The 22,840-nt window shown below is 63.0% G+C and carries 18 protein-coding genes, 1 tRNA gene and 2 rRNA genes; 15 read left to right on the top strand and 6 right to left on the bottom strand.

Features of this window, described 5'->3' with window-relative positions:
* The first annotated feature begins 4 nt into the window (after positions 1-4).
* The 4 genes from LH390_RS09395 (at position 5) to LH390_RS09380 (ending at position 7,471) form a co-directional block, all read left to right on the top strand.
* Positions 5-3,106 (top strand): 23S ribosomal RNA (locus LH390_RS09395).
* Positions 3,107-3,203: 97 nt separating this feature from the next.
* Positions 3,204-3,322, top strand: a 5S ribosomal RNA gene (rrf, locus tag LH390_RS09390).
* 819 nt (positions 3,323-4,141) lie between these two features.
* Positions 4,142-4,900, top strand: a complete 759-nt coding sequence (locus LH390_RS09385; RefSeq protein ID WP_227281567.1) for an ABC transporter ATP-binding protein — start codon at positions 4,142-4,144, stop codon at positions 4,898-4,900.
* Positions 4,901-4,912: 12 nt separating this feature from the next.
* Positions 4,913-7,471: an ABC transporter permease gene (locus LH390_RS09380; protein ID WP_227281568.1), complete on the top strand. Its 2,559-nt coding sequence runs from the start codon at positions 4,913-4,915 to the stop codon at positions 7,469-7,471.
* Here the strand turns inward: LH390_RS09380 and LH390_RS09375 are convergent.
* From LH390_RS09375 to LH390_RS09365, 3 genes are read right to left on the bottom strand one after another with little or no spacing between them, the layout of a single operon-like run.
* A complete protein-coding gene (locus LH390_RS09375) occupies positions 7,460-7,810 on the bottom strand; it encodes a fluoride efflux transporter FluC (protein WP_227281569.1) in 351 nt (116 codons plus the stop codon). The genes LH390_RS09380 and LH390_RS09375 overlap by 12 nt on opposite strands.
* Complete coding sequence (locus tag LH390_RS09370) at positions 7,807-8,127, bottom strand: fluoride efflux transporter family protein (protein ID WP_227324280.1); 321 nt, start codon at positions 8,125-8,127, stop codon at positions 7,807-7,809. The genes LH390_RS09375 and LH390_RS09370 overlap by 4 nt, the downstream gene beginning before the upstream one ends.
* 25 nt (positions 8,128-8,152) lie before the next feature.
* Positions 8,153-9,580 (bottom strand): alanine/glycine:cation symporter family protein, encoded by a 1,428-nt coding sequence (locus LH390_RS09365; protein ID WP_227281571.1) that lies wholly within the window; start codon positions 9,578-9,580, stop codon positions 8,153-8,155.
* Between the two features lie 253 nt (positions 9,581-9,833).
* Here LH390_RS09365 and LH390_RS09360 point away from each other — a divergent pair, with 253 nt between their 5' ends.
* From LH390_RS09360 to LH390_RS09345, 4 genes are all read left to right on the top strand, one after another.
* The gene (locus tag LH390_RS09360; RefSeq protein ID WP_227281572.1) at positions 9,834-10,649 is read left to right on the top strand and encodes a DsbA family protein; all 816 of its coding nucleotides are present in this window, start codon (positions 9,834-9,836) and stop codon (positions 10,647-10,649) included.
* 112 nt (positions 10,650-10,761) lie between these two features.
* A tRNA-Ala gene (locus LH390_RS09355) sits at positions 10,762-10,834 on the top strand.
* 207 nt (positions 10,835-11,041) lie between these two features.
* Positions 11,042-11,479, top strand: a complete 438-nt coding sequence (locus LH390_RS09350) for a pyridoxamine 5'-phosphate oxidase family protein (RefSeq protein WP_227281573.1) — start codon at positions 11,042-11,044, stop codon at positions 11,477-11,479.
* Positions 11,479-12,237, top strand: coding sequence for a fructosamine kinase family protein (locus LH390_RS09345; protein WP_227281574.1), 759 nt, complete (start codon positions 11,479-11,481; stop codon positions 12,235-12,237). Before LH390_RS09350 ends, LH390_RS09345 begins: the two co-directional genes overlap by 1 nt.
* Here LH390_RS09345 and nadE read toward each other — a convergent pair.
* On the bottom strand, positions 12,234-13,049 hold the full coding sequence (gene nadE, locus LH390_RS09340) for an NAD(+) synthase (RefSeq protein WP_227281575.1): 816 nt from the start codon (positions 13,047-13,049) through the stop codon (positions 12,234-12,236). The genes LH390_RS09345 and nadE overlap by 4 nt on opposite strands.
* A 34-nt stretch (positions 13,050-13,083) precedes the next feature.
* Here nadE and LH390_RS09335 point away from each other — a divergent pair, with 34 nt between their 5' ends.
* From LH390_RS09335 to nrdE, 5 genes are all read left to right on the top strand, one after another.
* Positions 13,084-14,430, top strand: a complete 1,347-nt coding sequence (locus LH390_RS09335) for a sugar porter family MFS transporter (RefSeq protein WP_227281576.1) — start codon at positions 13,084-13,086, stop codon at positions 14,428-14,430.
* A gap of 120 nt (positions 14,431-14,550) precedes the next feature.
* Positions 14,551-14,673 (top strand): type B 50S ribosomal protein L36, encoded by a 123-nt coding sequence (ykgO, locus tag LH390_RS09330; RefSeq protein ID WP_003852698.1) that lies wholly within the window; start codon positions 14,551-14,553, stop codon positions 14,671-14,673.
* 371 nt (positions 14,674-15,044) lie between these two features.
* Entirely contained in the window at positions 15,045-15,278 is a 234-nt protein-coding gene (gene nrdH, locus LH390_RS09325; protein ID WP_227281577.1) for a glutaredoxin-like protein NrdH, read from the top strand.
* A gap of 172 nt (positions 15,279-15,450) precedes the next feature.
* Complete coding sequence (nrdI, locus tag LH390_RS09320) at positions 15,451-15,876, top strand: class Ib ribonucleoside-diphosphate reductase assembly flavoprotein NrdI (protein WP_227281578.1); 426 nt, start codon at positions 15,451-15,453, stop codon at positions 15,874-15,876.
* A gap of 94 nt (positions 15,877-15,970) precedes the next feature.
* Positions 15,971-18,118 carry a class 1b ribonucleoside-diphosphate reductase subunit alpha gene (gene nrdE, locus LH390_RS09315; protein WP_227282709.1) on the top strand — a complete coding sequence of 716 codons (2,148 nt, stop codon included), beginning with the start codon at positions 15,971-15,973 and terminating at the stop codon, positions 18,116-18,118.
* 12 nt (positions 18,119-18,130) lie between these two features.
* Here nrdE and LH390_RS09310 read toward each other — a convergent pair whose 3' ends face one another.
* Both LH390_RS09310 and LH390_RS09305 read right to left on the bottom strand, forming a co-directional pair.
* Positions 18,131-18,841: a FadR/GntR family transcriptional regulator gene (locus LH390_RS09310; RefSeq protein ID WP_227281579.1), complete on the bottom strand. Its 711-nt coding sequence runs from the start codon at positions 18,839-18,841 to the stop codon at positions 18,131-18,133.
* A 178-nt stretch (positions 18,842-19,019) separates the two neighbouring features.
* The gene (locus LH390_RS09305) at positions 19,020-19,514 is read right to left on the bottom strand and encodes a ferritin (RefSeq protein WP_227281580.1); all 495 of its coding nucleotides are present in this window, start codon (positions 19,512-19,514) and stop codon (positions 19,020-19,022) included.
* Positions 19,515-19,752: 238 nt separating this feature from the next.
* Between LH390_RS09305 and nrdF the strand changes: the two genes are divergently transcribed.
* Complete coding sequence (nrdF, locus tag LH390_RS09300; RefSeq protein WP_227281581.1) at positions 19,753-20,769, top strand: class 1b ribonucleoside-diphosphate reductase subunit beta; 1,017 nt, start codon at positions 19,753-19,755, stop codon at positions 20,767-20,769.
* Positions 20,770-21,127: 358 nt separating this feature from the next.
* Positions 21,128-22,822 carry an aa3-type cytochrome oxidase subunit I gene (gene ctaD, locus LH390_RS09295; RefSeq protein WP_227281582.1) on the top strand — a complete coding sequence of 565 codons (1,695 nt, stop codon included), beginning with the start codon at positions 21,128-21,130 and terminating at the stop codon, positions 22,820-22,822.
* Positions 22,823-22,840: the final 18 nt, after the last annotated feature.

The raw sequence follows: 22,840 nt of genomic DNA, 5'->3' as shown, positions 1-22,840 counted from the left end.
TGTTTGTTGTGTTTTTTAAGGCACACGGTGGATGCCTTGGCATACTGAGCCGATGAAGGACGTGTGAGTCTGCGTTAAGCCTCGGGGAGTTGGCAACTAAGCGTTGATCCGAGGATGTCCGAATGGGGAAACCCGGCCATCGTTGTTGGTGGTCACCCTTCCATGAATTCATAGTGGTTGTGGGGGTTACGCGGGGAAGTGAAACATCTCAGTACCCGTAGGAGAAGAAAACAATAGTGATTCCGTTAGTAGTGGCGAACGAACGCGGACGAATGGCTAAACTGCATGCGTGTGATACTTGGCAGGGTTTGCGTGTGTGGGGTTGTGGGTGCATGTGTGATGGGTCTGTCAGCCTGTCGGCGTTTTTGTGCGTGGTGAAGCGGAAGTGGTTTGGAATGGCCTGCCGGAGTAGGTGAGAGTCCTGTACGTGAATCATCATGTGTGGCGCTAATGTGTTTACCCGAGTAGCAGCGGGCTCGTGGAATCTGCTGTGAATCTGCCGGGACCACCCGGTAAGCCTGAATACTCAGTGTGACCGATAGCGGATTGAGTACCGTGAGGGAATGGTGAAAAGTACCCCGGGAGGGGAGTGAAATAGTACCTGAAACCGTGTGTTGACAATCCGTCAGAGCCTTGACTGTGGGGTGATGGCGTGCCTTTTGAAGAATGAGCCTGCGAGTCAGCGGCATGTCGCGAGGTTAACCCGTGTGGGGTAGTCGTAGCGAAAGCGAATCCTAATTGGGTGTTTTTAGTGGCATGTTCTGGACCCGAAGCGGGGTGATCTACCCATGGCCAGTGTGAAGCGATGGTAAGACGTCGTGGAGGCGCGAACCCACTTAGGTTGAAAACTGAGGGGATGAGTTGTGGGTAGGGGTGAAAGGCTAATCAAACTCCGTGATAGCTGGTTCTCCCCGAAATGCATTTAGGTGCAGCGTTGTGTTAGCTTGCCGGAGGTAGAGCTACTGGTTGGTTGAGCGGGACTATCATCTTAGCAACATCAGCCAAACTCCGAATGCCGGTTAAGTGGTGCATGGCAGTGAGACTGTGGGGGATAAGCTCCATTGGTCGAGAGGGAAACAGCCCAGATCGCCGGCTAAGGCCCCTAAGGGTGTACTAAGTGGAAAAGGATGTGGGATCGCGAAGACAGCCAGGAGGTTGGCTTAGAAGCAGCCATCCTTGAAAGAGTGCGTAATAGCTCACTGGTCGAGTGGTTCTGCGCCGACAATGTAGTGGGGCTGAAGTACACCGCCGAAGCCGCGGCAGCAAGTCTTTTGGCTTGTTGGGTAGGGGAGCGTCGTGCATGTGTTGAAGCGTCCGTGTGAGCGTGGTGTGGAGTGTGTGCGAGTGAGAATGCAGGCATGAGTAACGAGTGGTAAGTGAGAATCTTACCCGCCGTATGACTAAGGGTTCCTGGGTCAAGTTCGTCTTCCCAGGGTGAGTCGGGGCCTAAGGCGAGGCCGACAGGCGTAGTCGATGGTTAACGGGTTGATATTCCCGTACCCGTGTGTGTGCGTCCATGGTGAATCAGGGATACTAACTGCCTGCTGTCACTGGCTTTGTCGCATGCCCTTTTTGGGTGTGTGTTGTTGGTGGTGGTGCGCAGGGCCTGATCTGGTAGTAGCCAAGTGATGGGGTGACGCAGTAGGGTAGCTGGGCCACTTATTGGATTGTGGTGTAAGCGTGTAGGGTGTGGTGTAGGTAAATCCGTGCCATGTTAAACCTGAGGCGTGATGCGTAGCCTTTTTTGAGGGTGATGTCAGTGATCCTGTGCTGTCGAGAAAAGCCTCTAGCGAGTGCATGTACGGCCCGTACCCTAAACCGACACAGGTAGTCGAGTAGAGTATACTAAGGCGTTCGGGTGAACTGTGGTTAAGGAATTCGGCAAATTGCCCCCGTAACTTCGGGAGAAGGGGGCCCATGTGTGGTGCATCATCCTGTGCGGTGGTTGTGCTGTGTGTGGGCGCAGAGGATAGAGGGAAGCGACTGTTTATTAAAAACACAGGTCCGTGCGAAAACGTTGAAGTTGATGTATACGGACTGACGCCTGCCCGGTGCTGGAAGGTTAAGAGGACCTGTTAGATCCCTTGTGGGTCGAAGCGGAGAATTTAAGCCCCAGTAAACGGCGGTGGTAACTATAACCATCCTAAGGTAGCGAAATTCCTTGTCGGGTAAGTTCCGACCTGCACGAATGGCGTAACGACTTCCCTGCTGTCTCAACCACAGGCCCGGTGAAATTGCAGTACGAGTAAAGATGCTCGTTACGCGCGGCAGGACGAAAAGACCCCGGGACCTTCACTATAGCTTGGTATTGGTGTTTGGTTCGATTTGTGTAGTATAGGTGGGAGACGTTGAAGCATTGACGCTAGTTGGTGTGGAGTCGGCAAGTGAAATACCACTCTGGTCGGATCGGGCATCTTAACCTTGGCCCATGATCTGGGTTGGGGACAGTGCCTGGTGGGTAGTTTAACTGGGGCGGTTGCCTCCTAAATGGTAACGGAGGCGCCCAAAGGTTCCCTCAGCTTGGTTGGCAATCAAGTGTTGAGTGTAAGTGTATAAGGGAGCTTGACTGTGAGAGTGACGGCTCGAGCAGGGACGAAAGTCGGGACTAGTGATCCGGCACCTACTTGTGGATGTGGTGTCGCTCAACGGATAAAAGGTACCCCGGGGATAACAGGCTGATCTTCCCCAAGAGTCCATATCGACGGGATGGTTTGGCACCTCGATGTCGGCTCGTCGCATCCTGGGGCTGGAGTAGGTCCCAAGGGTTGGGCTGTTCGCCCATTAAAGCGGCACGCGAGCTGGGTTTAGAACGTCGTGAGACAGTTCGGTCTCTATCCGCCGCGCGCGTTGAAACTTGAGAAAGGCTGTCCCTAGTACGAGAGGACCGGGACGGACGTACCTCTGGTGTGCCAGTTATTCTGCCAAGGGTAGGGCTGGTTGGCTACGTACGGGAGGGATAACCGCTGAAAGCATCTAAGCGGGAAGCCTGTTTTGAGATGAGGTTTCGTTTGAGGTGTCCTGTAGATGACGGGGTTGATAGGCTAGATCTGGAAGCCATGTAAGTGGTGGAGGTGACTGGTACTAATTCGCCGAGTAACACAACAATCGTTGTTGTTGTGCAAGAGTATTATGGGTGTTTGCGTCCACTGTGCAGTGTCTGGCATGGCTTGTTGGCTTGTGCTGGTTGGTTGTTTTTTGGTTGTGTCGGTGGTTGATGGTGGCGGGGTCACGCCCGGTCCCTTTTCGAACCCGGAAGCTAAGCCCGTTTCACGCTGATGGTACTGCACTCGGGAGGGTGTGGGAGAGTAGGTTGCTGCCGACCTTTAACTTAATGTTTGTGTTTGTGGTCTGTGTGTGGGCCGGGGTGTTGTGCCCTGGTGTTACACACAGACCACTTTCGCATACCCAGATATATTTTCTCGGCCCCCGTACTACCGCAGGTCAGCCTTAACCGGTAGATTCGTCAGTACACAAAGCTTAAGAATTCAACGGCGACAGGAGATTGCCCGATATGAATCAGGCGCGCCCCGGCTCAGGAACAGACGGCAACCTATCCGGAATGTCAGCGCATACCCCGGTATGGCCGCAACACCCAACGGCCCCCTCCGCTGAACCCAACCCGGAGAAATCCCCATCCGTACCGGCAAACGCTGCGCCTCAGCCCAAGCAGCCTGAGAAAGTCGTGTGGCCGCAAGTGCAAGTGCGCCCGCCGCAGGTCCCCGCAAATCAGCCATCCTCGAACCAGCAGGCAGCACCATCGACGTCTTGGCCCGCCGTGCACAAGCCCGCCGCCCCGGCACCCCAGGCCCCGGTGCAGCAGGCTCCAGCTCCTCAGCGTCCCGCCCCGCAGGCCCCTGTGCCTCAGCAACCAGCAACGCCGCAACAAAGAGTTCCCCAACAGGCAGCACCCCAGCAAACCGCCCCACAGCAAGCCGCCCCACAACAAGCTGCTCCCCAGCAGGCACCGCAACCGGCAGCACGTACAGAGAGCCTGGGTGGCATCCCGCAGACCAAGAAGAAGGCCCCTGCGGCCCAACAACCTGCGTCGGCTCCGGCTCCACAGGCGGCTGCGCTTGCTCCTGCTGCGCAGCAACCGGCGCCAACACCCGCGCCCGCTGCACCCGGACCGGCTGCACCTGCGGTGAGCGGTGGGGGCGTCGATAAGCAACCTCATGGGCAGGCGGCCGCCTATGCTCGGGCGCTGTACAAGCGCTACGGGCAGGGCGATACTGCGGTTGTGGCACTGGGGGGCGTCGATGTGGACTTCGCGCGCGGGCAGTTTACCGCCATCATGGGCCCGTCGGGGTCGGGTAAGTCGACTCTCATGCACTGCATGGCGGGGCTGGATTCGGCGACGTCGGGGTCGGTGTTTATCGGGGAGACGGATTTGTCCAAGCTTGGCGATAAGGAGATGACGGCGCTGCGGCGGGAGCGGCTGGGATTCATTTTCCAGTCGTTTAACCTCGTTCCTACTTTGACGGCGGCGGAGAATATTACGTTGCCGCTGGATATTGCGGGCACTGAGGTTGATCAGGCGTGGTTTGAGCAGATTACCCAGCGTTTGGGCTTGGCTGATCGCCTGGATCACCGCCCCGCGGAGTTGTCTGGCGGCCAGCAGCAGCGCGTGGCGTGTGCGCGCGCGTTGGTGTCGCGCCCGGAGATTATTTTCGGCGATGAGCCGACCGGCAATTTGGATTCCAATTCTTCGGCCGAGGTGATGAACATTTTGCGCACTTCGGTGGATCAGGATGGGCAGACCGTGGTGATCGTTACCCATGATGCGCGGGCGGCGTCGTACGCGGACCGGGTGGTGTTCCTGGCTGACGGGATGATCGTCAATGAGCTGCGCACGCCCAGCATGGATCAGATTTTGGCCGCGATGAGCGGCATCGAGCGCTAGGCGGGACGGCGAATGCAGACGAAGGATCGCGCCCTCCAGAAGGTGGGCCTACGCAATGTAGTTGCGCATAAGCTGCGGCTTGCGCTGACTGTTGTTGCGGTGGTGCTGGGCACGGCGTTTATTGCCGGGTCGTTCATGTTCACTAAGACCCTGTCCAATAGTTTCGATCAGGCCGTGGCCACCACCTATGACGGGGTGGATGTGGTGGTGTCTGCGGGGCAGGGCCAGCCGGGGGTGTCGGGCACGACGCGGACCGTGATCATGTCCGATCCGAAGGTGGACAAGGTCAATGTTCAGTCCTCCACCCCGGTGGTGATGGGCAATAGTAAGGGGGAGGCGTTTGATTTCCGGGGTTCGGCAAACCTGTCGCCGTGGTACACCGAGCGCGATACTGTCCGGGAGCCGGAGAAGCTTGTGGAGGGCAGCAACCCGACGGGCTCGGATGAGGTGCTGCTCAATGAGAAGGTGGCCCGAGCTCTCGACATCAACGTGGGCGATAGCATCATCATGGTTGACCCGCAGGATCGTCACGATGTGACGGTGGTGGGCATCTATGAGATGGCCATGGATACCGGTTCCGTGGCAGGACTGCGGATGGATGAAAGCGCCTATCTGGATGAGTTCACCGACGGCAACTACGTCAGCCAGGTGCTGCTCAAGGCCGCCGACGGGGTGTCGCCGGACGAGCTGATGGAACACGTCAGTTCCGTGTATTCGGATGTCACCGCGGATACCGGCGACAATCTGGCCAAGGAGACCTCCCAGTCGATCAAGACGGCGCTGAGCTTTGTCAATTACTTCCTGGTGGCCTTTGGCCTGGTGGCGCTGTTGGTGGGCACGTTCTTGATTGCCAACACCTTCTCTATGATCGTCGCCCAGCGCACGCGGGAGTTCGCGCTGCTGCGCGCCTTGGGCGCCTCGCGCGGGCAGATTACCCGCTCGGTGGTTCTTGAGGCGGCGATCATCGGGGTGATCGGCTCTCTGGTGGGCATCGTCGTCGGCGTGGGGCTGGTGGCTGTGATCAAGGCCGTCCTGGGGGCCCGCGGTTTGGACCTGCCGGGCGGGGGCCTGGGACTGAGTCCCACAGCCGTGATCTTCCCGTTGGTGCTGGGAACCGTGGTTACGGTGCTGTCGGCGTGGATGCCGGCTCGCCGGGCCGGGGCGGTGCGCCCGGTTGAGGCGATGCGCACGACGGAGACGTCGTCAGCCACCTCGCTGCACACCCGCACCATCGTCGGTGCGGCCGTGGCGGTGGCCGGGCTGTTTGCCCTGATCATCGGCGTGGCCCTGACCGCGGGCACCGGGGTGCGTGCCAGCCTCGTGGGGCTGGGCGCCGTGCTGGTGATCGTGGGCTATTTCCTGGCGAGCCCCGCGCTGACCCTGCCGGTGGTGCCGGCGCTGGGTCGCCTGCTGGGTAAGCCCTTCGGGCAGGCCGGCAAGCTGGCCGCCACCAATTCGGAGCGCAACCCGCGCCGCAGCGCCACCACCGCGTTTGCTCTGACTTTGGGGGTGGCGCTGGTGACCTCTATTGGGATGTTGGGCGCGACGATGAAGGATTCCGTCTCGGACCTCATCGAGCGGGAGGTGGCCGCCGATTTCCATCTCTCCGGTCCCACCAATGGGTCGTTCCCGCTGCCCGCTGAGACGGTAGATACCGTCAAGGAGGTCGACGGGGTGGGCTCCGTGGTGGAGTTCTACATGGGCCCGGTGCAGGTTGATGGCCGTTCGGGCATCGGCTTTGGCATGGCTTTGACCCAGGTGGCAGAAGGCGACCTGGTGGCCGCCACGGGGGCGAAGACCATTGAGGGCAGCCTGGATCTGGATTCCCGGGGCTTTATTGCAGACGCAGACTTCGCCGCAGCGAACGGCTGGTCCGTCGGCGACGAGGTGGAGCTCAGTTCCGCGGTGTCCACCCGCAAGGCCGATGTTGAGTTGGTGGGCACCTATGAGCCGGGCAACTCGGTGCTTGGGCCGATGGTGGTGTCAAAGACCAGCGCCAAGGACGTCATCCCGCAGACCGCCCTCCAGCTGCTGAGCATCGGGGTGCTGGCGGACGGCTACGTCACCCATGACACCTTGCGCGAAAACCTTGAGGACGCGGTCAAGGACTACCTGGTGGTCAAGGTCAGCGACGCTGACGATGTCGCCGGCGAGTCCGCCCAGCTGGTCGACCAGATGCTCAACGTTCTCTACGGGCTGCTGGCGCTGGCGGTGATCATCGCGGTGCTGGGCATCGTCAATACCTTGACGCTCAACGTCATCGAACGGCGCCGCGAGATCGGCATGCTGCGGGCCGTGGGTGCGCAGCGCAGCCACATCCGCACCATGATCACCCTGGAGGCGGTACAGCTGGCCATCTTCGGCGCGATCTCCGGAATGATCCTGGGCCTGGTGCTGGGCTGGGCCTTCCTCAAGGTCCTCGCGGGCAACGGCCTGGCCACCATCTCCGTGCCCTACGGCCAGCTGGTGCTCATGCTGCTCGGCTCCGGCGTGGTGGGCGTGCTTGCGGCCCTGTGGCCTGCGCGCCGCGCCGCGGCCACCCCCGCCCTCGACGCGATCTCAGAAGAATAGCTGGCCACACAGCTTTCCGACGCCCGCGAGGCTCACCCCCGCAGCAACTGTTGCGGCAAGGTAGCCCGCGGCGCTTGCCCAGCGCCGCGCCCGCACGCGCGCGCCCAGCTCGGCGGCCAGCGTCGACCAGGTCGACAGCGCGCCGGCGAACCCCGTGCCGGCGGCCAGCACCACCAGCGCGCCCGCCGCGCCGGCGGCGGTGACAACGCCCAAGACCAGGCAGGCCAGCGAGTTGGCCAGCCACGTCCCCCACACCCCGCCCGGGCGCTGCGCCAGGACAAAGCGCGCGCTCCCGCCGATCATCCCGCCGCCGGCCACGGCGCAGCACGCCGCGATCATGCCTGAACCCGCTGCCGGCACACGTCGCCGAGGACCCAGGCGCCCACGGCGCCGACGATGGTTGCGCAACCATAGGCGCAGGCGTGGGGGAGGGGGGCGTCGCTAAGCACGAGGGCGAAGGCGGAGAAGCTGGTAACCCCCCCGAGGACTCCCTTGCCCCAGAACACCCCCGGGCGCGCCCAGCCCATCGCCGCAGAGCCCGCGATGTTGATGGCCAGGAGCAGCAGATCGGCCTGCGCGATGACCTCGCCGAGTCCCCAGCGGGCCAGGGATCCCAGCGCGGCGCCGAGGCCGGCGAGCAGACAATCGCGAAGCATGCTTTCGCATACTAGTACCGGCCTGTTACTTCCAATCCATGCCGGTGGCCGCAATGTGGCCGCGCACCTCATCAGCCGAGGCAGACAGCTTGGGATCGAACGTCAGGTAGCTGCGCGTCTCCCGCGCAACCAGGCCCGCCAGGATGATCAGCCCCACCAGGTTGGGCAGCGCCATCAGACCATTGGCAAGGTCAGAGAACGTCCACGCCAGCGTCAGCTGCGTGGTGGCGCCCACAAAGACGATGAGCGTAAAGACCATCCGGTAGGGCATGGAGGCTTTGTGCCCCAGCAGCGCGACGATGCAGCGCTCGCCATAGTAGGACCAGCCCAGGATCGTGGAGAACGCGAAGAAGATGACGGACAGGGAGACAATCGTGCCGCCCCAGTGGCCCGGCAAGCCCGTGGCAAACGCCTCGGACGTCATGGACCCTGCCTGGTCGCGGCCCCGATCCCACACGCCCGTGGTGACGATGCACAGCCCAGTGATGGACACGACGATGATCGTGTCAATAAACGTCTGCGTCATGGACACCAAGCCCTGGCGCACCGGGTGCGTGGTGCGCGCGGCAGCAGCCGCGATAGCGGCCGAGCCCATGCCGGACTCGTTGGAGAAGATGCCGCGGGCAACACCCATCTGCACCGCAACAATGATGCCCGCCCCAGCAAAGCCACCGACGGCAGACGAGCCAGTAAACGCCGCGGAGAAGATCTCGCCGAAGGCCGCGGGCACCTGGGAGATGTTCATGATGAGCACCACGATGCCGGCGACCACATAGACCACGATCATCATGGGCACGAAGCCGGCCGTAATCCGCCCGATGGACTGAATCCCGCCGAGCAGCACCGCGCCCACACCGATGAACAGGATCAGCCCCGTGAGCACCGGATCGATACCAAAGGTCTCCTTCATCCCGGTAGCCACGGCGTTGCCCTGCGTCAGGTTGCCAATGCCAAAGGACGCGATGACGGCAAAGATAGTAAACGCCAGGGCCAACACCTTGCCCACCGGGCCGGGAATGCCCCGGCGCAGGTAGACCTGCGGGCCACCGGACTGCTCGCCGTGGACGTCCGTCTCCCGGAAGCGCACCCCCAAATAGGCTTCCGTGTACTTCGAGGCCATTCCCACCAGTCCGGTGATCCAGATCCACAGCAGCGAACCGGGCCCGCCGATGCTCAAGGCCGTGGCCACGCCCACGATGTTGCCCACCCCCACCGTGGCCGCCAGGGCGGTAGTCAGCGCCTGGTAATTGGAAATATCGCCGTTGATGTCAGCGTGGTCTTCGCTGGTAAACACGTGCTTGAGGCCGCGGATCAGGGCGCGGAACTGCAATCCGCCTAGGCGGATGGTCAGGTACAGCCCGGTGCCCAGAAGCAGCGGGATGAGCAGGAACGGGCCCCACACCACCGCGGTGATGGAGGCCAAGAAGTCGGTGAGTTTTTCAATGGAGTCCATGGCAGGAAGCTACCCGTTCAGGGGGAGGTGTGTCACGGGAAGGCGAAGAAAAATCTGGGAAAACTTGCCCGGATACCCCAATGTGGGGGTGGCCTAACGGAGTGCGTGCAGCTCGGGGAAATTCCCACCACCCGGAAGGGTCAGTTATGCTTGCGCACTGAAGTGGATAACGCCCACAAGGTCAAAGAGAGTAAGGAAGACAGTGGCTAGCTCAAAACCCGTTTCCAACCCCGGACAGCAAAGCCGTGGATTCATGATCGCCGTCATCGCCATCCTGGTGGCCATCGCCGCGGTGATCGCCTACTTCATGATGAGCAACAAGCCCGAAGAGCGGGCCATCGACGATGCCAAGTTCACCATGACCCAACAGGACAACGCCTTCGTGCTGGCCGCCGATAACCTCAAGCCCAACACGCCCGTGGTGGACCTGTATGAGGACTACTCCTGCACCCACTGCGCGCAGCTGCATGACACCGACCACGATGACATGCTCAACGCCCTCAACGACGGCAAGCTAGCCTTGCACATCCGCTCCCTGGCCTTCATGGATGAGACCGACGGCGTAGACCCCAAGGAAGCGCAGACCAAGGCCTCCCACCAGTCGCTTGCCGCGCTGCTGGCCGTCGCGCAGTCCGGGGACGCCTCGCTGTTCTGGAACTACCGCGACATGCTCTTCCAGAAGCAGGCGGACGTCTACCACAAGTTCTCGCCGGAAGACTACGCCAAGCTTGCCGCTGACCTCGGCGCCAGCGAGGAGGTCCAGCAAGACATCAAGGACACCAAGTACCTGCCGGACGCCCAGAAGGTCTACAAGGCCAACGGCGACAAGATGAAGGCGCTTGGCTCCAAGATTTCCTCCCCGACGCTGTACGTGGGCGACAAGAAGCTCGACCTGAAGAAGACCGGCATGGACTGGATCTCCAAGGTCATCGACGGCAAGACCGACATCTACACCGACCCGAAGGAAGAGGCCGCCGAGGAGGCGAAGGCCAGCGAGGCATCAGCCAGCGCCGCAGGCGAAGCCGCGTCGGCTGAGGCCAGCGCCGCGGCCACCACCGCCGCACAGTAAGCGCCTTTCTGAGGCCAACACAGGGCCGGTGACCAGGCAATTTGTCCTGGTTCCCGGCCTTGATGTACATTTATCTGCGTTGCCGCGGCACGGCCGCGACATTCTTTTCTCTGGGGCTATGGCGCAGCTGGTAGCGCACCACACTGGCAGTGTGGGGGTCACGGGTTCGAATCCCGTTAGCTCCACTTCATCTCCCCGGCGCTTGGCGCCGGGGAGTTTTTCGTCTCCGGGGCACGGCGGGGTGACGATGGGGAACGGGTGACGATGGGGAACGGGTGTCGATGGGGAACGGTGGGAGCAGGGGGCGCGGGGGGAGGGGGCCAGTGGGACGCTGCATAGCGGCTACCGCACGCAGCCTGCCCCCTTGTGGCAAAGAAGTGAATAATAGAGGCATGAGCAACTATGATCCAGAAAACCCCGTGACCGTTCTCAGCGAGGAGGAGTCCCTGGAGCTGCTGGCTGGGGAGAGTTTCGGCCGGCTGGTCGTGCGCCGCGCCAGCGAGGTGGACATCTTCCCCATCAACTACGTCGTCGACGGTTCGCGCGCGGTGTACTTCCGCACAGCGGAGGGTGCGAAGCTGTTTACCCTGAGCCTGAACTCGGACGTGCTGCTAGAGACGGACTTTGTTGATCAGGACAATGCGACGGCCTGGTCGGTGGTGGTCCGCGGCTCGGCGGTGAAGGTCGATTCTGCCAGCGAGTACGCCCACGCCGACGCGCTGCCGCTCAAGCCCCTGGTGCCCACGCTGAAGTACAACTACGTGCGCGTGGATATTGAGGCGATCTCGGGGCGCCGCTTCCGTCTCGGCGAGGAGCCGGAGCGGTTCTAGTGGGCGTGACATTTTCCGGCGACCGGGTAATCAAGTGCCCTGCCCAGGCGGGTGCTGCGCGTGCCGAGGCCGCGGGACTGGCGTGGCTGCGCGCCGCAAGCACCGCCGTGGTGGAGGTCGTGGACGTCACGGATACCCGGCTCACCCTCGCCCGGGTGGATACGGTGGCGCCGACGGCGCAGGCGGCGCGGCAGGCGGGCGTCCAGCTGGCGCGGATACACCGTGCGGGCGCTGCGGCGTTCGGTGCGCCGCCGCCGGGCTGGGACGGGCCGTACTTCATTGGCACGCAGGAGCAGGCCTGCCGCCCGGATGCCGCGTGGGGGCGGTTCTACGCGCAGCAGCGGGTGCTGCCCTTTGCGCGCCGCGCCCAACTGCCGCAGGCGGTGGCATCCCTGGTGGAGCGGGCCTGCGCGGCGATCGAGGCGGTGGGGGACTGGGGCGTGGCCCCGGCGCGGATTCATGGGGACCTATGGGCCGGTAACCTGCTGTTTTCTGCCTCGGGTCCGGTGTTTATTGATCCCGCCGCCCACGGCGGCCACCCCGTGACGGACCTGGCCATGCTCGACCTTTTTGGTGCGCCATTCCTCCCGGACATTTTCGCGGGCTATGAGTCGGTGGCCACGCTGCCGGACGGCTGGCGCGCGCAGATCCCCCTCCATCAGCTTCACCCGCTGGCAGTCCACGCCCTGACCCACGGGCCCGGCTACGTGCCGGACCTGGCTCGCGCCGCCGAGCGCACGCTGGAGTTACTGGGCTAGCGCCACCAGGTATCGGCGGGTCCGGGCGGCAGGTGGCGCTTGTGTTGCCCGCGCGCCCAGAGTTGCTCGATGCGTTCGCGCGCCTGCTTATCGACGTCCCGCCCCTCCAGGAAATCATCAATCTCCCGGTAGGTGACGCCGAGGGCCTGCTCATCGGGTAGCGCCGGGCGGTCGTCCTCCAGGTCCGCAGTGGGGACCTTCGTCCACGTGGACTCCGGGGCCCCCAGGTGCTGCAAGAGTTCGGCGCCCTGGCGCTTATTCAGCCCGGCCAGGGGGAGCACGTCGGCTGCGCCGTCGCCGAACTTGGTAAAAAAGCCGGTGACGTTCTCCGCGGCGTGGTCGGTGCCCACCACCAGCAGGCCCAGCTCCCCGGCGATGGCGTATTGGGCGATCATGCGCTGGCGGGCCTTGACGTTGCCCAGGTTGAAGTCGCCCAGCCGTTCGCGGCCCAGCGCGGCGGCCACGGCCGCGCCCATGGCGGCGGTGGGCTCGGCGATATTGACGGTGACGCAGTGGTCGGGGCGGATGAACTCCAGGGCCACCTGGGCGTCCGCCTCGTCAGCCTGAACGCCGTGGGGTAGGCGCACCGCCCAAAACTCGGCGCCGTCAACCTCCTGGCAGGCCAGCTGCGCCAGGCGCCCGGCCAGGGTGGAATCCTGGCCGCCGGAGATGCCCAGCACCAGGCCGCGCGCGCCGGTGGCGCGCAGATAGTCCGCGAGGAAGTCGATGCGTGCCTGCGTCTGAGCGGGGGCGTCGATACGCGGAAGAGTGCCCAGGGCGGCGATGATGTCCTGTTGGGTGCGGGCTGGCATGCACGGTCCTTTCCAAAGGTGGGACAATAAGCGGATGCGTTCATCCAGACACTATGTGGCCACTGTAGCGCTGGTCGCTGCCTTTGGCGGCCTCCTCTTTGGCTATGACACCGGCGTGATGTCCGGCGCGTTGCTCTTCCTCGCCCCGGACTTTGGGCTCAGCCCCAGCCAGGAGGGGCTGGTGACCTCCATGCTGCTCGCCGGGGCGGCCGTGGGGGCACTCGGCGGTGGCGCCGTGGCAGAGGCCGTGGGCCGCCGGATGGCCCTGCTCGGCGGCGGCGTGGTCTTTGTGGTGGGCTCGCTGTGGTGCGCGGCCGCGGGCTCGGTGGGATCCATGGCGGCGGCACGCACCCTGCTTGGTCTCGCCGTGGGCGGCGTCTCCATCATCGCGCCGATGTACATTGCCGAAATGGTCCCGCCGCGGGTGCGCGGCCGGCTGGTCTCCCTGAACACCCTCATGATCGTGGTGGGCCAACTGTCCGCCTACCTGGTCAACTCAAGCCTGGCGCACACCGAAAACTGGCGGCTCATGCTCGGGCTCGCCGCGGTGCCCGGCCTGGTGCTGGCCCTGGGAATGGTCTTCCTGCCAGACACCCCCGCCTGGTACGCCACCCGCGGGCGGATGGACCGCGCGGCAGCCGTGGCCGCCCGCTTGGGTCTCGAGGTCCCGCAACCCGCCGTGAAGCAGCGCCGCTCCGGCAGCGAGTGGGCGCAGCTGCGCGCCCACCCGGGCCTGGCCGCGGCCACGGGCGTTGCCGTGGGGCTGGGCGTGATTCAGCAGGTCACGGGGGTCAACTCCGTGATCTACTTTGCGCCGACAATGATGAACAAGGTGGGCCTGCCCGCCCAGGACTCCGTCTACACCTCCATAGTCATCGGCGTGGTCAGCGTGGCCGCCTGTGCGGTAGGGCTGCGCATCGTCGACCGCGTCGGGCGCCGCCGCCTGCTCATCGTGGGCCTGGCCGGCAACGTCGTCTCCCTGCTCGCCCTGGCGGCGGGGTATCACGCCGCACAGAACAGCAGGGCGGCCGCCCTGGCCGCCCTGGGGGCAATGGCCCTGTTCATGGCCTTCCAGCAGGCCGCCGTCTCCCTGGCCACCTGGCTGCTCATTTCTGAGCTGGTCCCCGGCGCCGTGCGCGGACTCGGGATGGGACTTGCCGGACTGGCGCTCTGGGTGGTCAACTGGGCCGTCGCGCAATTCTTCCTGCCCGTTGTCCAGGCGGTGGGCGGACCGGCAACGTTCATCGGCTTCGCCGGCGCCGGGGTGGTGGCCGTGATCTTTGTGCTGCGGCTGGTCCCGGAGACCACGGGGCGTACGCTAGACGACGTCACGCGGGAGTTCATGCAGCGATATGAGCCGCAGGATGAACCGCGAAATTAGCGGTGGTTTGAACATCGCGGCTGAACTGTTCTATTATGTCTCTTCGTGTCATGGCCGCCGGTTCCGGCGGTTTCATTGATGGTCCGCTACCATAGCAGCGCATACAGAAAGGAGCGCCCGATGAAGGTCCGCAAGTCGCTTCGGTCGCTGAAGAACAAGCCGGGCGCCCAGGTTGTGCGTCGCCGCGGTAAGGTCTACGTGATCAACAAGAAGGATCCGCGCTTCAAGGCACGCCAGGGCTAAACACTGGCTGTGGCCCGCGCGGGCCCGCATGTGCCCCCGTCTCTTCCCCCGTGTGGGAGTTGAGAGGCGGGGGTTTTGCGCGTCCCGGGGCGGTGCGGGTGGCCTTGCGCGCCGGTGTGACTGGAGTGCTCACCTTTGCGGGGCGTTGTGAACTTTCTCACTGGCTCGCCGGAAGTCCCAGGTGGAATGACAGGGGTGTGATCCCCCGGGGTCAACATGTGGGGGTGGAAGAATCCCCCAGCTGGGAGTTTCATCGATGTAACTACCATATGTAGTGGCCCTTGCTTAAAACCACCACAAAGTATAGTGTCGTTGATGTCGCCGCGAGGGCGACATCACCGTCCAAGCCTGATCCAAAGGGGTAGTCCACCATGGCCATCACCGTGTACACCAAGCCGGCCTGCATGCAGTGCAACGCTACAAAGAAGGCGCTCGACCGCGCCGGCCTGGACTACACCCTGGTGGATATCTCCATGGATGAAGAGGCCCGGGAGTACGTCCTCGCGCTGGGCTACCTGCAGGCCCCGGTCGTCGAGGTGGACGGCGACCACTGGTCCGGCTTCCGCCCGGAGCGCATCCGCTCGCTCAGTGCGCGGGTAGCCTAAACCCCAAGGGGCGCCGAGCGCGCCCGCTTTCCTCCTCACACGCCCCCGGCCTGGCCGGCCACAACCCGGCCCGGCCGCGAGGAATGAAGCCGCGGTTCCAACGCGATGAGACCATTCGTTGAGCCGCGGCAGCCGTCTAAGTTGTGTCATTTTTGAAGGGAAGTGAGCAGAAGTGCTGGTTGTGTACTTCTCCTCCGCAACGGAAAACACCCGCCGCTTTGTTGAGAAGCTCGGCCTGCCCGCACAGCGCATCCCACTGCGTCGCAGCGACCCGGAACTCATAGTCAACGAGCCCTACGTCCTGATCTGCCCCACCTATGGCGGCGGGGCATCCATCACCCACCAAAACTCCCGGCCGGTGCCCTCACAGGTCATCCGCTTCCTCAACAACAAGCACAACCGATCCCTCATCCGGGCGGTTGTCTCCAGCGGAAACACCAACTTTGGCACCGATTTTGGGAAAGCCGGCGACGTCATCTCCGCCAAATGCAACGTCCCCTACGTCTACAGATTTGAACTGCTTGGTACCGCAGAGGACGTAGAAATACTGCGCGCCGGCCTGCTAGAAAACGCCGAAGACCTGGGACTGGCAAGCTAAACCCACAATTTCATACCACGCCACACCGGCCCGCGGTCACCGCCGTGGGCCGGACACCACCGCAGAAGAAAGGGTTGACCCCACCGTGCCTGAGCTGGGAAAAAACGTAGCAGAACCGGTAGCCCCCAACGAACAGCTGGACTACCACGCCCTCAACGCGCTGCTGAATCTCTATGATGCGGATGGTCGCATTCAGTTTGAGAAAGACCATGAGGCCGCCAACCAATTCTTCCTCCAGCATGTCAACCAGAACACCGTGTTTTTCCACAACCTGCGCGAAAAGCTCGACTACCTGGTAGATAATGATTACTACGATAAGTCCGTGCTGGACAAGTATGATTTCGAGTTTATTAAAAGCCTGTACAAGCGTGCCTACGCGGTAAAATTCCGGTTCAGCACCTTCCTGGGCGCGTACAAGTACTACACCTCCTACACGCTGAAGACCTTCGACGGGCGCCGCTACCTGGAGCGTTTTGAAGACCGCGTAGCCATGGTCTCCCTGGCGCTGGCAGACGGAGATGAACGCCTTGCCGAACACCTCGTCGATGAGATCATGGCCGGCCGCTTCCAGCCCGCCACGCCGACCTTCCTCAACGAGGGCAAGGCGCAGCGCGGCGAGCCCGTGTCCTGCTTCCTGGTGCGCATCGAGGACAACATGGAGTCCATCGGGCGGGCCATCAACTCCGCCCTCCAGCTGTCCAAGCGCGGCGGCGGCGTGGCCCTGCTGCTGAGCAACCTGCGCGAGGCCGGCGCCCCCATTAAGCACATTGAAAACCAGTCTTCCGGCGTCATCCCCGTGATGAAGCTGCTGGAAGACTCGTTCTCCTACGCCAACCAGCTAGGCGCCCGCCAGGGGGCCGGGGCGGTCTATCTGAGCGCCCACCACCCGGACATCTTGTCCTTCCTGGATACCAAGCGGGAGAACGCGGATGAGAAGATCCGTATTAAGACTCTCTCGCTCGGTGTAGTCATCCCGGATATCACGTTCGAGCTGGCCAAGCGCAACGATGACATGTACCTGTTTTCCCCTTATGACGTCGAGCGCGTCTACGGGAAGGCCTTCGCCGACCTGTCTATTACCGAGCACTACGAGGAGATGGTGGAGGATCCGCGCATTCGCAAGACCAAGATCAACGCGCGCCAGTTCTTCCAGACCCTCGCAGAGATTCAGTTCGAGTCCGGCTACCCCTACATCCTGTTCGAAGACACCGCCAACGCGGCCAACCCGATCGCGGGCCGGGTCAACATGTCCAACCTGTGCTCGGAGATTTTGCAGGTCAACTCGCCCTCGACGTACCACGAGGACCTGACCTACAAGACCATCGGCGATGACATCTCCTGCAACCTGGGTTCCTTGAACATCGCGCTGACCATGGATTCGCCGGACTTCGCGCAGACCATTGAGACCGCGGTGCGGGGCCTGACGGCGGTGTCAGAGCAGACGAGCATCGATTCGGTGCCGTCGATCCGCCAGGGAAACGCCTCCGCCCACGCCATCGGCCTGGGGCAGATGAACCTGCACGGCTACCTGGGCCGGGAGTACATCCACTACGGCTCGGAGGAGGGCCTGGACTTTACCAACGCCTACTTCGCGGCGGTGCTCTACGCGGCCCTGCGCGCCTCCCACGCGATTGCGAAGGAGCGCGGCACCACCTTCGGTGGCTTCGAGGACTCGGACTACGCGGACGGCAGCTACTTTGATCGCTTCGATCCCGCCGAGTTCGCCCCCAAGACGGACAAGGTCAAGGAGCTTTTCGACGCCTCCTCGGTCCACGTTCCCACAGCGCAGGACTGGGAGGAGCTCAAGCGGGATGTCATGGCAGATGGCATCTACAACCGCTACCTCCAGGCCGTGCCGCCGACGGGGTCCATCTCCTACATCAACAACTCCACCTCGTCGATCCACCCGATTGCCTCCAAGATTGAGATCCGCAAGGAAGGCAAGATCGGGCGGGTGTACTACCCGGCGCCGCACATGGACAATGACAACCTGGACTACTTCCGGGATGCCTATGAGATTGGCTACGAAAAGATCATTGACACCTACGCGGTGGCTACCCGCTACGTGGACCAGGGGCTGTCGCTGACGCTGTTCTTCAAGGACACCGCGACCACGCGCGACATCAACCGGGCGCAGATCTACGCCTGGCGCAAGGGCATCAAGACCCTCTACTACATCCGCCTGCGCCAGGTTGCGCTCTCCGGAACAGAGGTAGACGGCTGCGTGAGCTGCATGCTCTAAGGCCGCGGCGGGCTAGCGCAGGGCGTGGTCGGCCTCGGCGACGATGGACCGGCACCGCGCCTCTGCGGTGGCGGCGTCGCCGGTGACGATCGCCTGGGCCAGCTCCAGGTGGTCGCGCAGCGCGGCCTCGTTCGGCGCGGCGGGCTGGAGGCCCAGCGCCGTGCGTCCGCTCATCACGGCGCCCAGGCTGGGGGCTAGGGCGGCGAACATCTCATTGCCGGAGGCCTTGAGGATCAGGCTGTGGAACTCCAAGTCCGCGGCGAGGAAGGCCGGGGAATCCCCCTGGCCTTCTTGGCCTAAGGTCAGCAGCTCCTCGGCCAATTCGCCCAGGTGGAGGCGGTGATCCTCGGAGGCGTTGCGGGCCGCGTAGCGGGCGGCGGCAGGCTCGATGGCGGCGCGCAGCTGGAACAGTGAGCGCATCTGAGCGTCGCGGGTGGCCTCCGAGCGCAGCCGCCACTCGATGATGTGGGGGTTGAGCACGGACCAGTTGCTCGGCGGCTGGACCTTGAGGCCGACGCGCCGGGAGGAGGCCACAAGGCCCATCAGTTCCAGGGCGCGCATGACCTCGCGGGCGACAGTGCGGGAGATATCAAAGCGGTCACTGATCTCTTGGAGGGTAAAAACGTCACCTTCCTCGAAGAGGCCGGAGACTATTTCGCCGCCGAGGGCATCGAGGACCTTCTCCAGCAGGGGAGTGGTGGGCGAGGGGGTGGATCGGGGCATAGCCGACACTTCCTGTGTATGGGGCTGGCGCGGGCAAGTGGGGTGCTTGGCTGCGCGGTGCGCGGTGGGGGACACGCGCGCGGGAACGGGAAAAAACTTATCAAAGCTACTGATAAGACCATAACGCAAAAAAGGGGCACCGGATGGTGCCCCTGTCCGACGTGCCCGCCGTGGCGAGTTACGCGTCGCGTTGACCCAGCTCGGCGTCGATACGCAGGATGGAGGATCCGTCCTTGCCTGCTAGGGCAATGCGATCCAGGATCTCGGAGACGGTGGCCTCTTCTTCGATCTGCTCGTCGAGGAACCAGTCGATGAGCGGGCGGGAATCCCAATCCTGCACCTCGGCCTGGAGGGCGGCCAGGTTGCGGATGGAGGCGGAGACCTTCTTCTCATGCTCCAGGGAGGCCTCGAAGGCTTCCTTGGCGGTGGAGATGGACAGCTTCGGGGCCGGGATGTCCTGAATCTGCGGCAGGAAATCGCGGTCGAGGAGGTGCTGGGCGAAGCGGTGCGCGTGCTCCAGCTCCTCGTCGTGCTGATGCTTCATCCAATCGCGCATGCCCACCAGGCCCAGATCATCGAGCGCGTAGGAGAGCTGAAGGTAGATCAAGGAGGCCTCGATCTCCATGGTCACCTGCTCATTGAATGCCTTTGCCAACTTGTCATTGATAGCCATGGGCCCGAGCGTAGTAGCAGCTGAGAGGGCCTGTCACCTGAGGTTAGGCAGTACCTACGGCCCCTGTGGGCGCCCCGGGCGAACTAGCGCAAGGACTCCACTAGAGTAGGCGGGAGGGGTTGCGGCCGTGCCGCGCACGCCCACCACCCGCGCGCCATCCCGCGCCGGATGCAGCGTGGCGCCGCAGGCCGCCCGCTACCACATATTTTTTGATCATCACGCTGGGAGGCACGAAGCGATGTCCGGACAGTCAGGGCACGAGGAACTCCACGAGGGCTATGACGGCTACCTGGCCGCCCATACCGGTCCCGTGGAGGCGATCAACTGGAACACAATCCCAGATGAAAAGGACCTGGAGGTCTGGGACCGGCTCACCGGCAACTTCTGGCTGCCGGAAAAGATCCCGGTGTCCAATGACATCAAGAGCTGGAAGACGCTGACTGCCCTGGAGCAGCAGACGACCATGCGCGTGTTCACCGGCCTGACGCTGCTGGACACCATCCAGGGCACCGTGGGCGCGGTGTCCTTGCTTCCGGACGCCACCACCCTCCACGAGGAAGCGGTGCTCACCAACATCGCCTTCATGGAGTCCGTCCACGCCAAGAGCTACTCCAATATCTTTATGACGCTCGCCTCCACCCCGGAGATCAACGACGCGTTCCGATGGTCAGAAGAAAACGAGAACCTTCAGCGCAAGGCCAAGATCGTGCTGGCCTACTACGAGGGCGATGACCCGCTCAAGCGCAAGGTGGCCTCCACGCTGCTGGAGTCCTTCCTGTTCTACTCCGGGTTCTATCTACCCATGTACTGGTCCAGCCACGCCAAGCTGACCAACACCGCGGACATCATCCGCCTGATCATCCGGGATGAGGCCGTGCACGGCTACTACATCGGCTACAAGTATCAGCAGGCGCTCAAGCAGGCCGACCAGGCCCGCCGCGACGAGCTCAAGGAGTACACCTTCGACCTGCTGCTGGACCTCTATGACAATGAGATCCAATACACCGAGGACCTCTATGATGCGGTCGGCTGGACCGAGGACGTCAAGCGCTTCCTGCGCTATAACGCCAATAAGGCGCTGAATAACTTGGGCTATGAGGCGCTGTTCCCCGCGGATGAGACGCGCGTGTCGCCTGCGATCTTGTCAGCGCTGTCGCCGAATGCGGATGAAAACCATGACTTCTTCTCCGGGTCTGGTTCCTCGTATGTCATTGGTAAGGCAGAGAACACCACCGATGATGACTGGGACTTCTAGCCTGTACTAGCGCGCTGCTGGTGACACACCTTCCACCCTCGTTGTGGCCTGCTCATCCCTAAGTTTGAGCCACTACGGGGGTGGTTTTGGGTGTAACGCGGTGCTGGTGGCCGCCGCCAGCCGACCGCAAAGTGTGTAACAAGTCACACTCCATGTGCTCGCGGGTGGGCCTGGTGCAGGGAGAATGCGCCCTCTGGGGTCCGATTGTCGGGTTTTGTCCAGTGTTATTCAGTACTTTGGACTACTCCGTGGCAGCTCAGACGGGTGGATAATGCTGTTGCGCTTGATTTATCATGAGGCGGTAGAAAACTTGGATAACCCTGTGTTCCCGAGGGTTTCCTATAGTCAGGAGGATCGTATGACTGCTGTGACGCCACGGCTCGACAATTATGTTGAGCCCGTTCGTCCCGCACCAACCGCGCCCAGCCGCAAGGGATCAAGGCTGTGGACGCTGCTGACCACCACCGACCACAAGGAGCTGGGCGTCGCGTATATCACGATGTCCATGATCTGGTTCTTCGTCGGTGGACTCATGGCGCTGCTGTTGCGTGCGGAGCTGACCACCCCGGGCCTGCAGTTCCTGTCCAATGAGCAGTTCAACCAGCTGTTCACCATGCACGGAACCATCATGCTGCTGGCCTTTGGTACCCCCATCGTCTGGGGTTTTGCCAACTATGTGATGCCGCTCCAGATCGGCGCCCCGGATGTGGCCTTCCCGCGCCTGAACGCCTTCGGCTTCTGGATTACCCAGGTGGGCATCGTCGCCATGCTGTGCGGCTTCCTCACCCCCGGCGGCGCCGCCGACTTCGGCTGGACCATGTACTCGCCGCTGTCCGATGCCATCCACACCCCGGGTGTGGGCGCGGACTTCTGGATCGTCGGCGTCGGTGCCACCGGCGTGGGCACGGTCGCCTCGGCCATCAATATGATGACCTCGATCCTGTGCTTGCGCGCTCCGGGCATGACCATGTTCCGTATGCCGATCTTCACCTGGAACGTGTTCGTTGCGTCCCTGATCGTGCTGCTCATCTTCCCGCCGCTGCTGGCCGCGGCGCTGGGCATCCTCTACGACCGCAAGCTCGGCGGGCACATCTATGACCCGGGCAACGGCGGTTCCATCCTGTGGCAGCACCTGTTCTGGTTCTTCGGCCACCCGGAGGTCTACGTCCTGGCCTTGCCGTTCTTTGGCATCGTCTCCGAGATCATCCCGGTGTTTAGCCGCAAGCCGATGTTCGGCTACGTGGGCCTGATCTTTGCCACCCTGTCCATCGGTGGCCTGTCCATGGCCGTGTGGGCGCACCACCTGTACCCCACGGGCGCGATCCTGCTGCCGTTCTTCTCCTTCATGACGTTCCTCATCTCCGTTCCTACGGGCGTGAAGTTCTTCAACTGGACCGGCACCATGTGGAAGGGGCACATCACCTGGGAGACCCCGATGGTCTTCGCGGTGGGCTTCCTGGCCACGTTCCTCTTCGGTGGTCTGACCGGCATCATGCTGGCCTCCCCGCCGCTGGACTTCCAGCTGTCTGAGTCCTACTTCCTCATCGCGCACTTCCACTACACGCTGTTCGGCACGCTGGTCTTCGCTTCCTTCGCGGGTATCTATTTCTGGTTCCCCAAGATGACGGGCCGCATGCTCGACGAGCGCCTGGGCAAGGTGCACTTCTGGCTGACCTTCGTGGGCTTCCACGGCACCTTCCTCATCCAGCACTGGCTGGGCAACATGGGCATGCCGCGCCGCTACGCGGACTACCTGGATACGGACGGCTTCACGCTGTTCAACCAGATCTCCACCGTCTTCTGCGTGGTGCTGGGCATCTCGGTGCTGCCGTTCATCTGGAACGTGTTCCGTTCCTGGCGCTACGGCGAGGTTGTCACCGTTGATGATCCGTGGGGCTACGGAAACTCGCTGGAGTGGGCCACCTCCTGCCCGCCCCCGCGTCACAACTTCGTGTCCCTGCCGCGGATCCGCTCCGAGCGTCCGGCCTTCGAGCTGCACTACCCGCACATGGTGGAGCGCATGCGTCGCGAGGCTCACGTGGGCAACCACTAATCAGATCTTTCCTCCTGC

The organism is Corynebacterium uberis, from assembly GCF_020616335.1.
Lineage (GTDB): Bacteria > Actinomycetota > Actinomycetes > Mycobacteriales > Mycobacteriaceae > Corynebacterium > Corynebacterium uberis.
The sequence above is the reverse complement of the archived record's forward strand: the minus strand, read 5'-3'. Positions and strand labels throughout refer to the sequence as shown.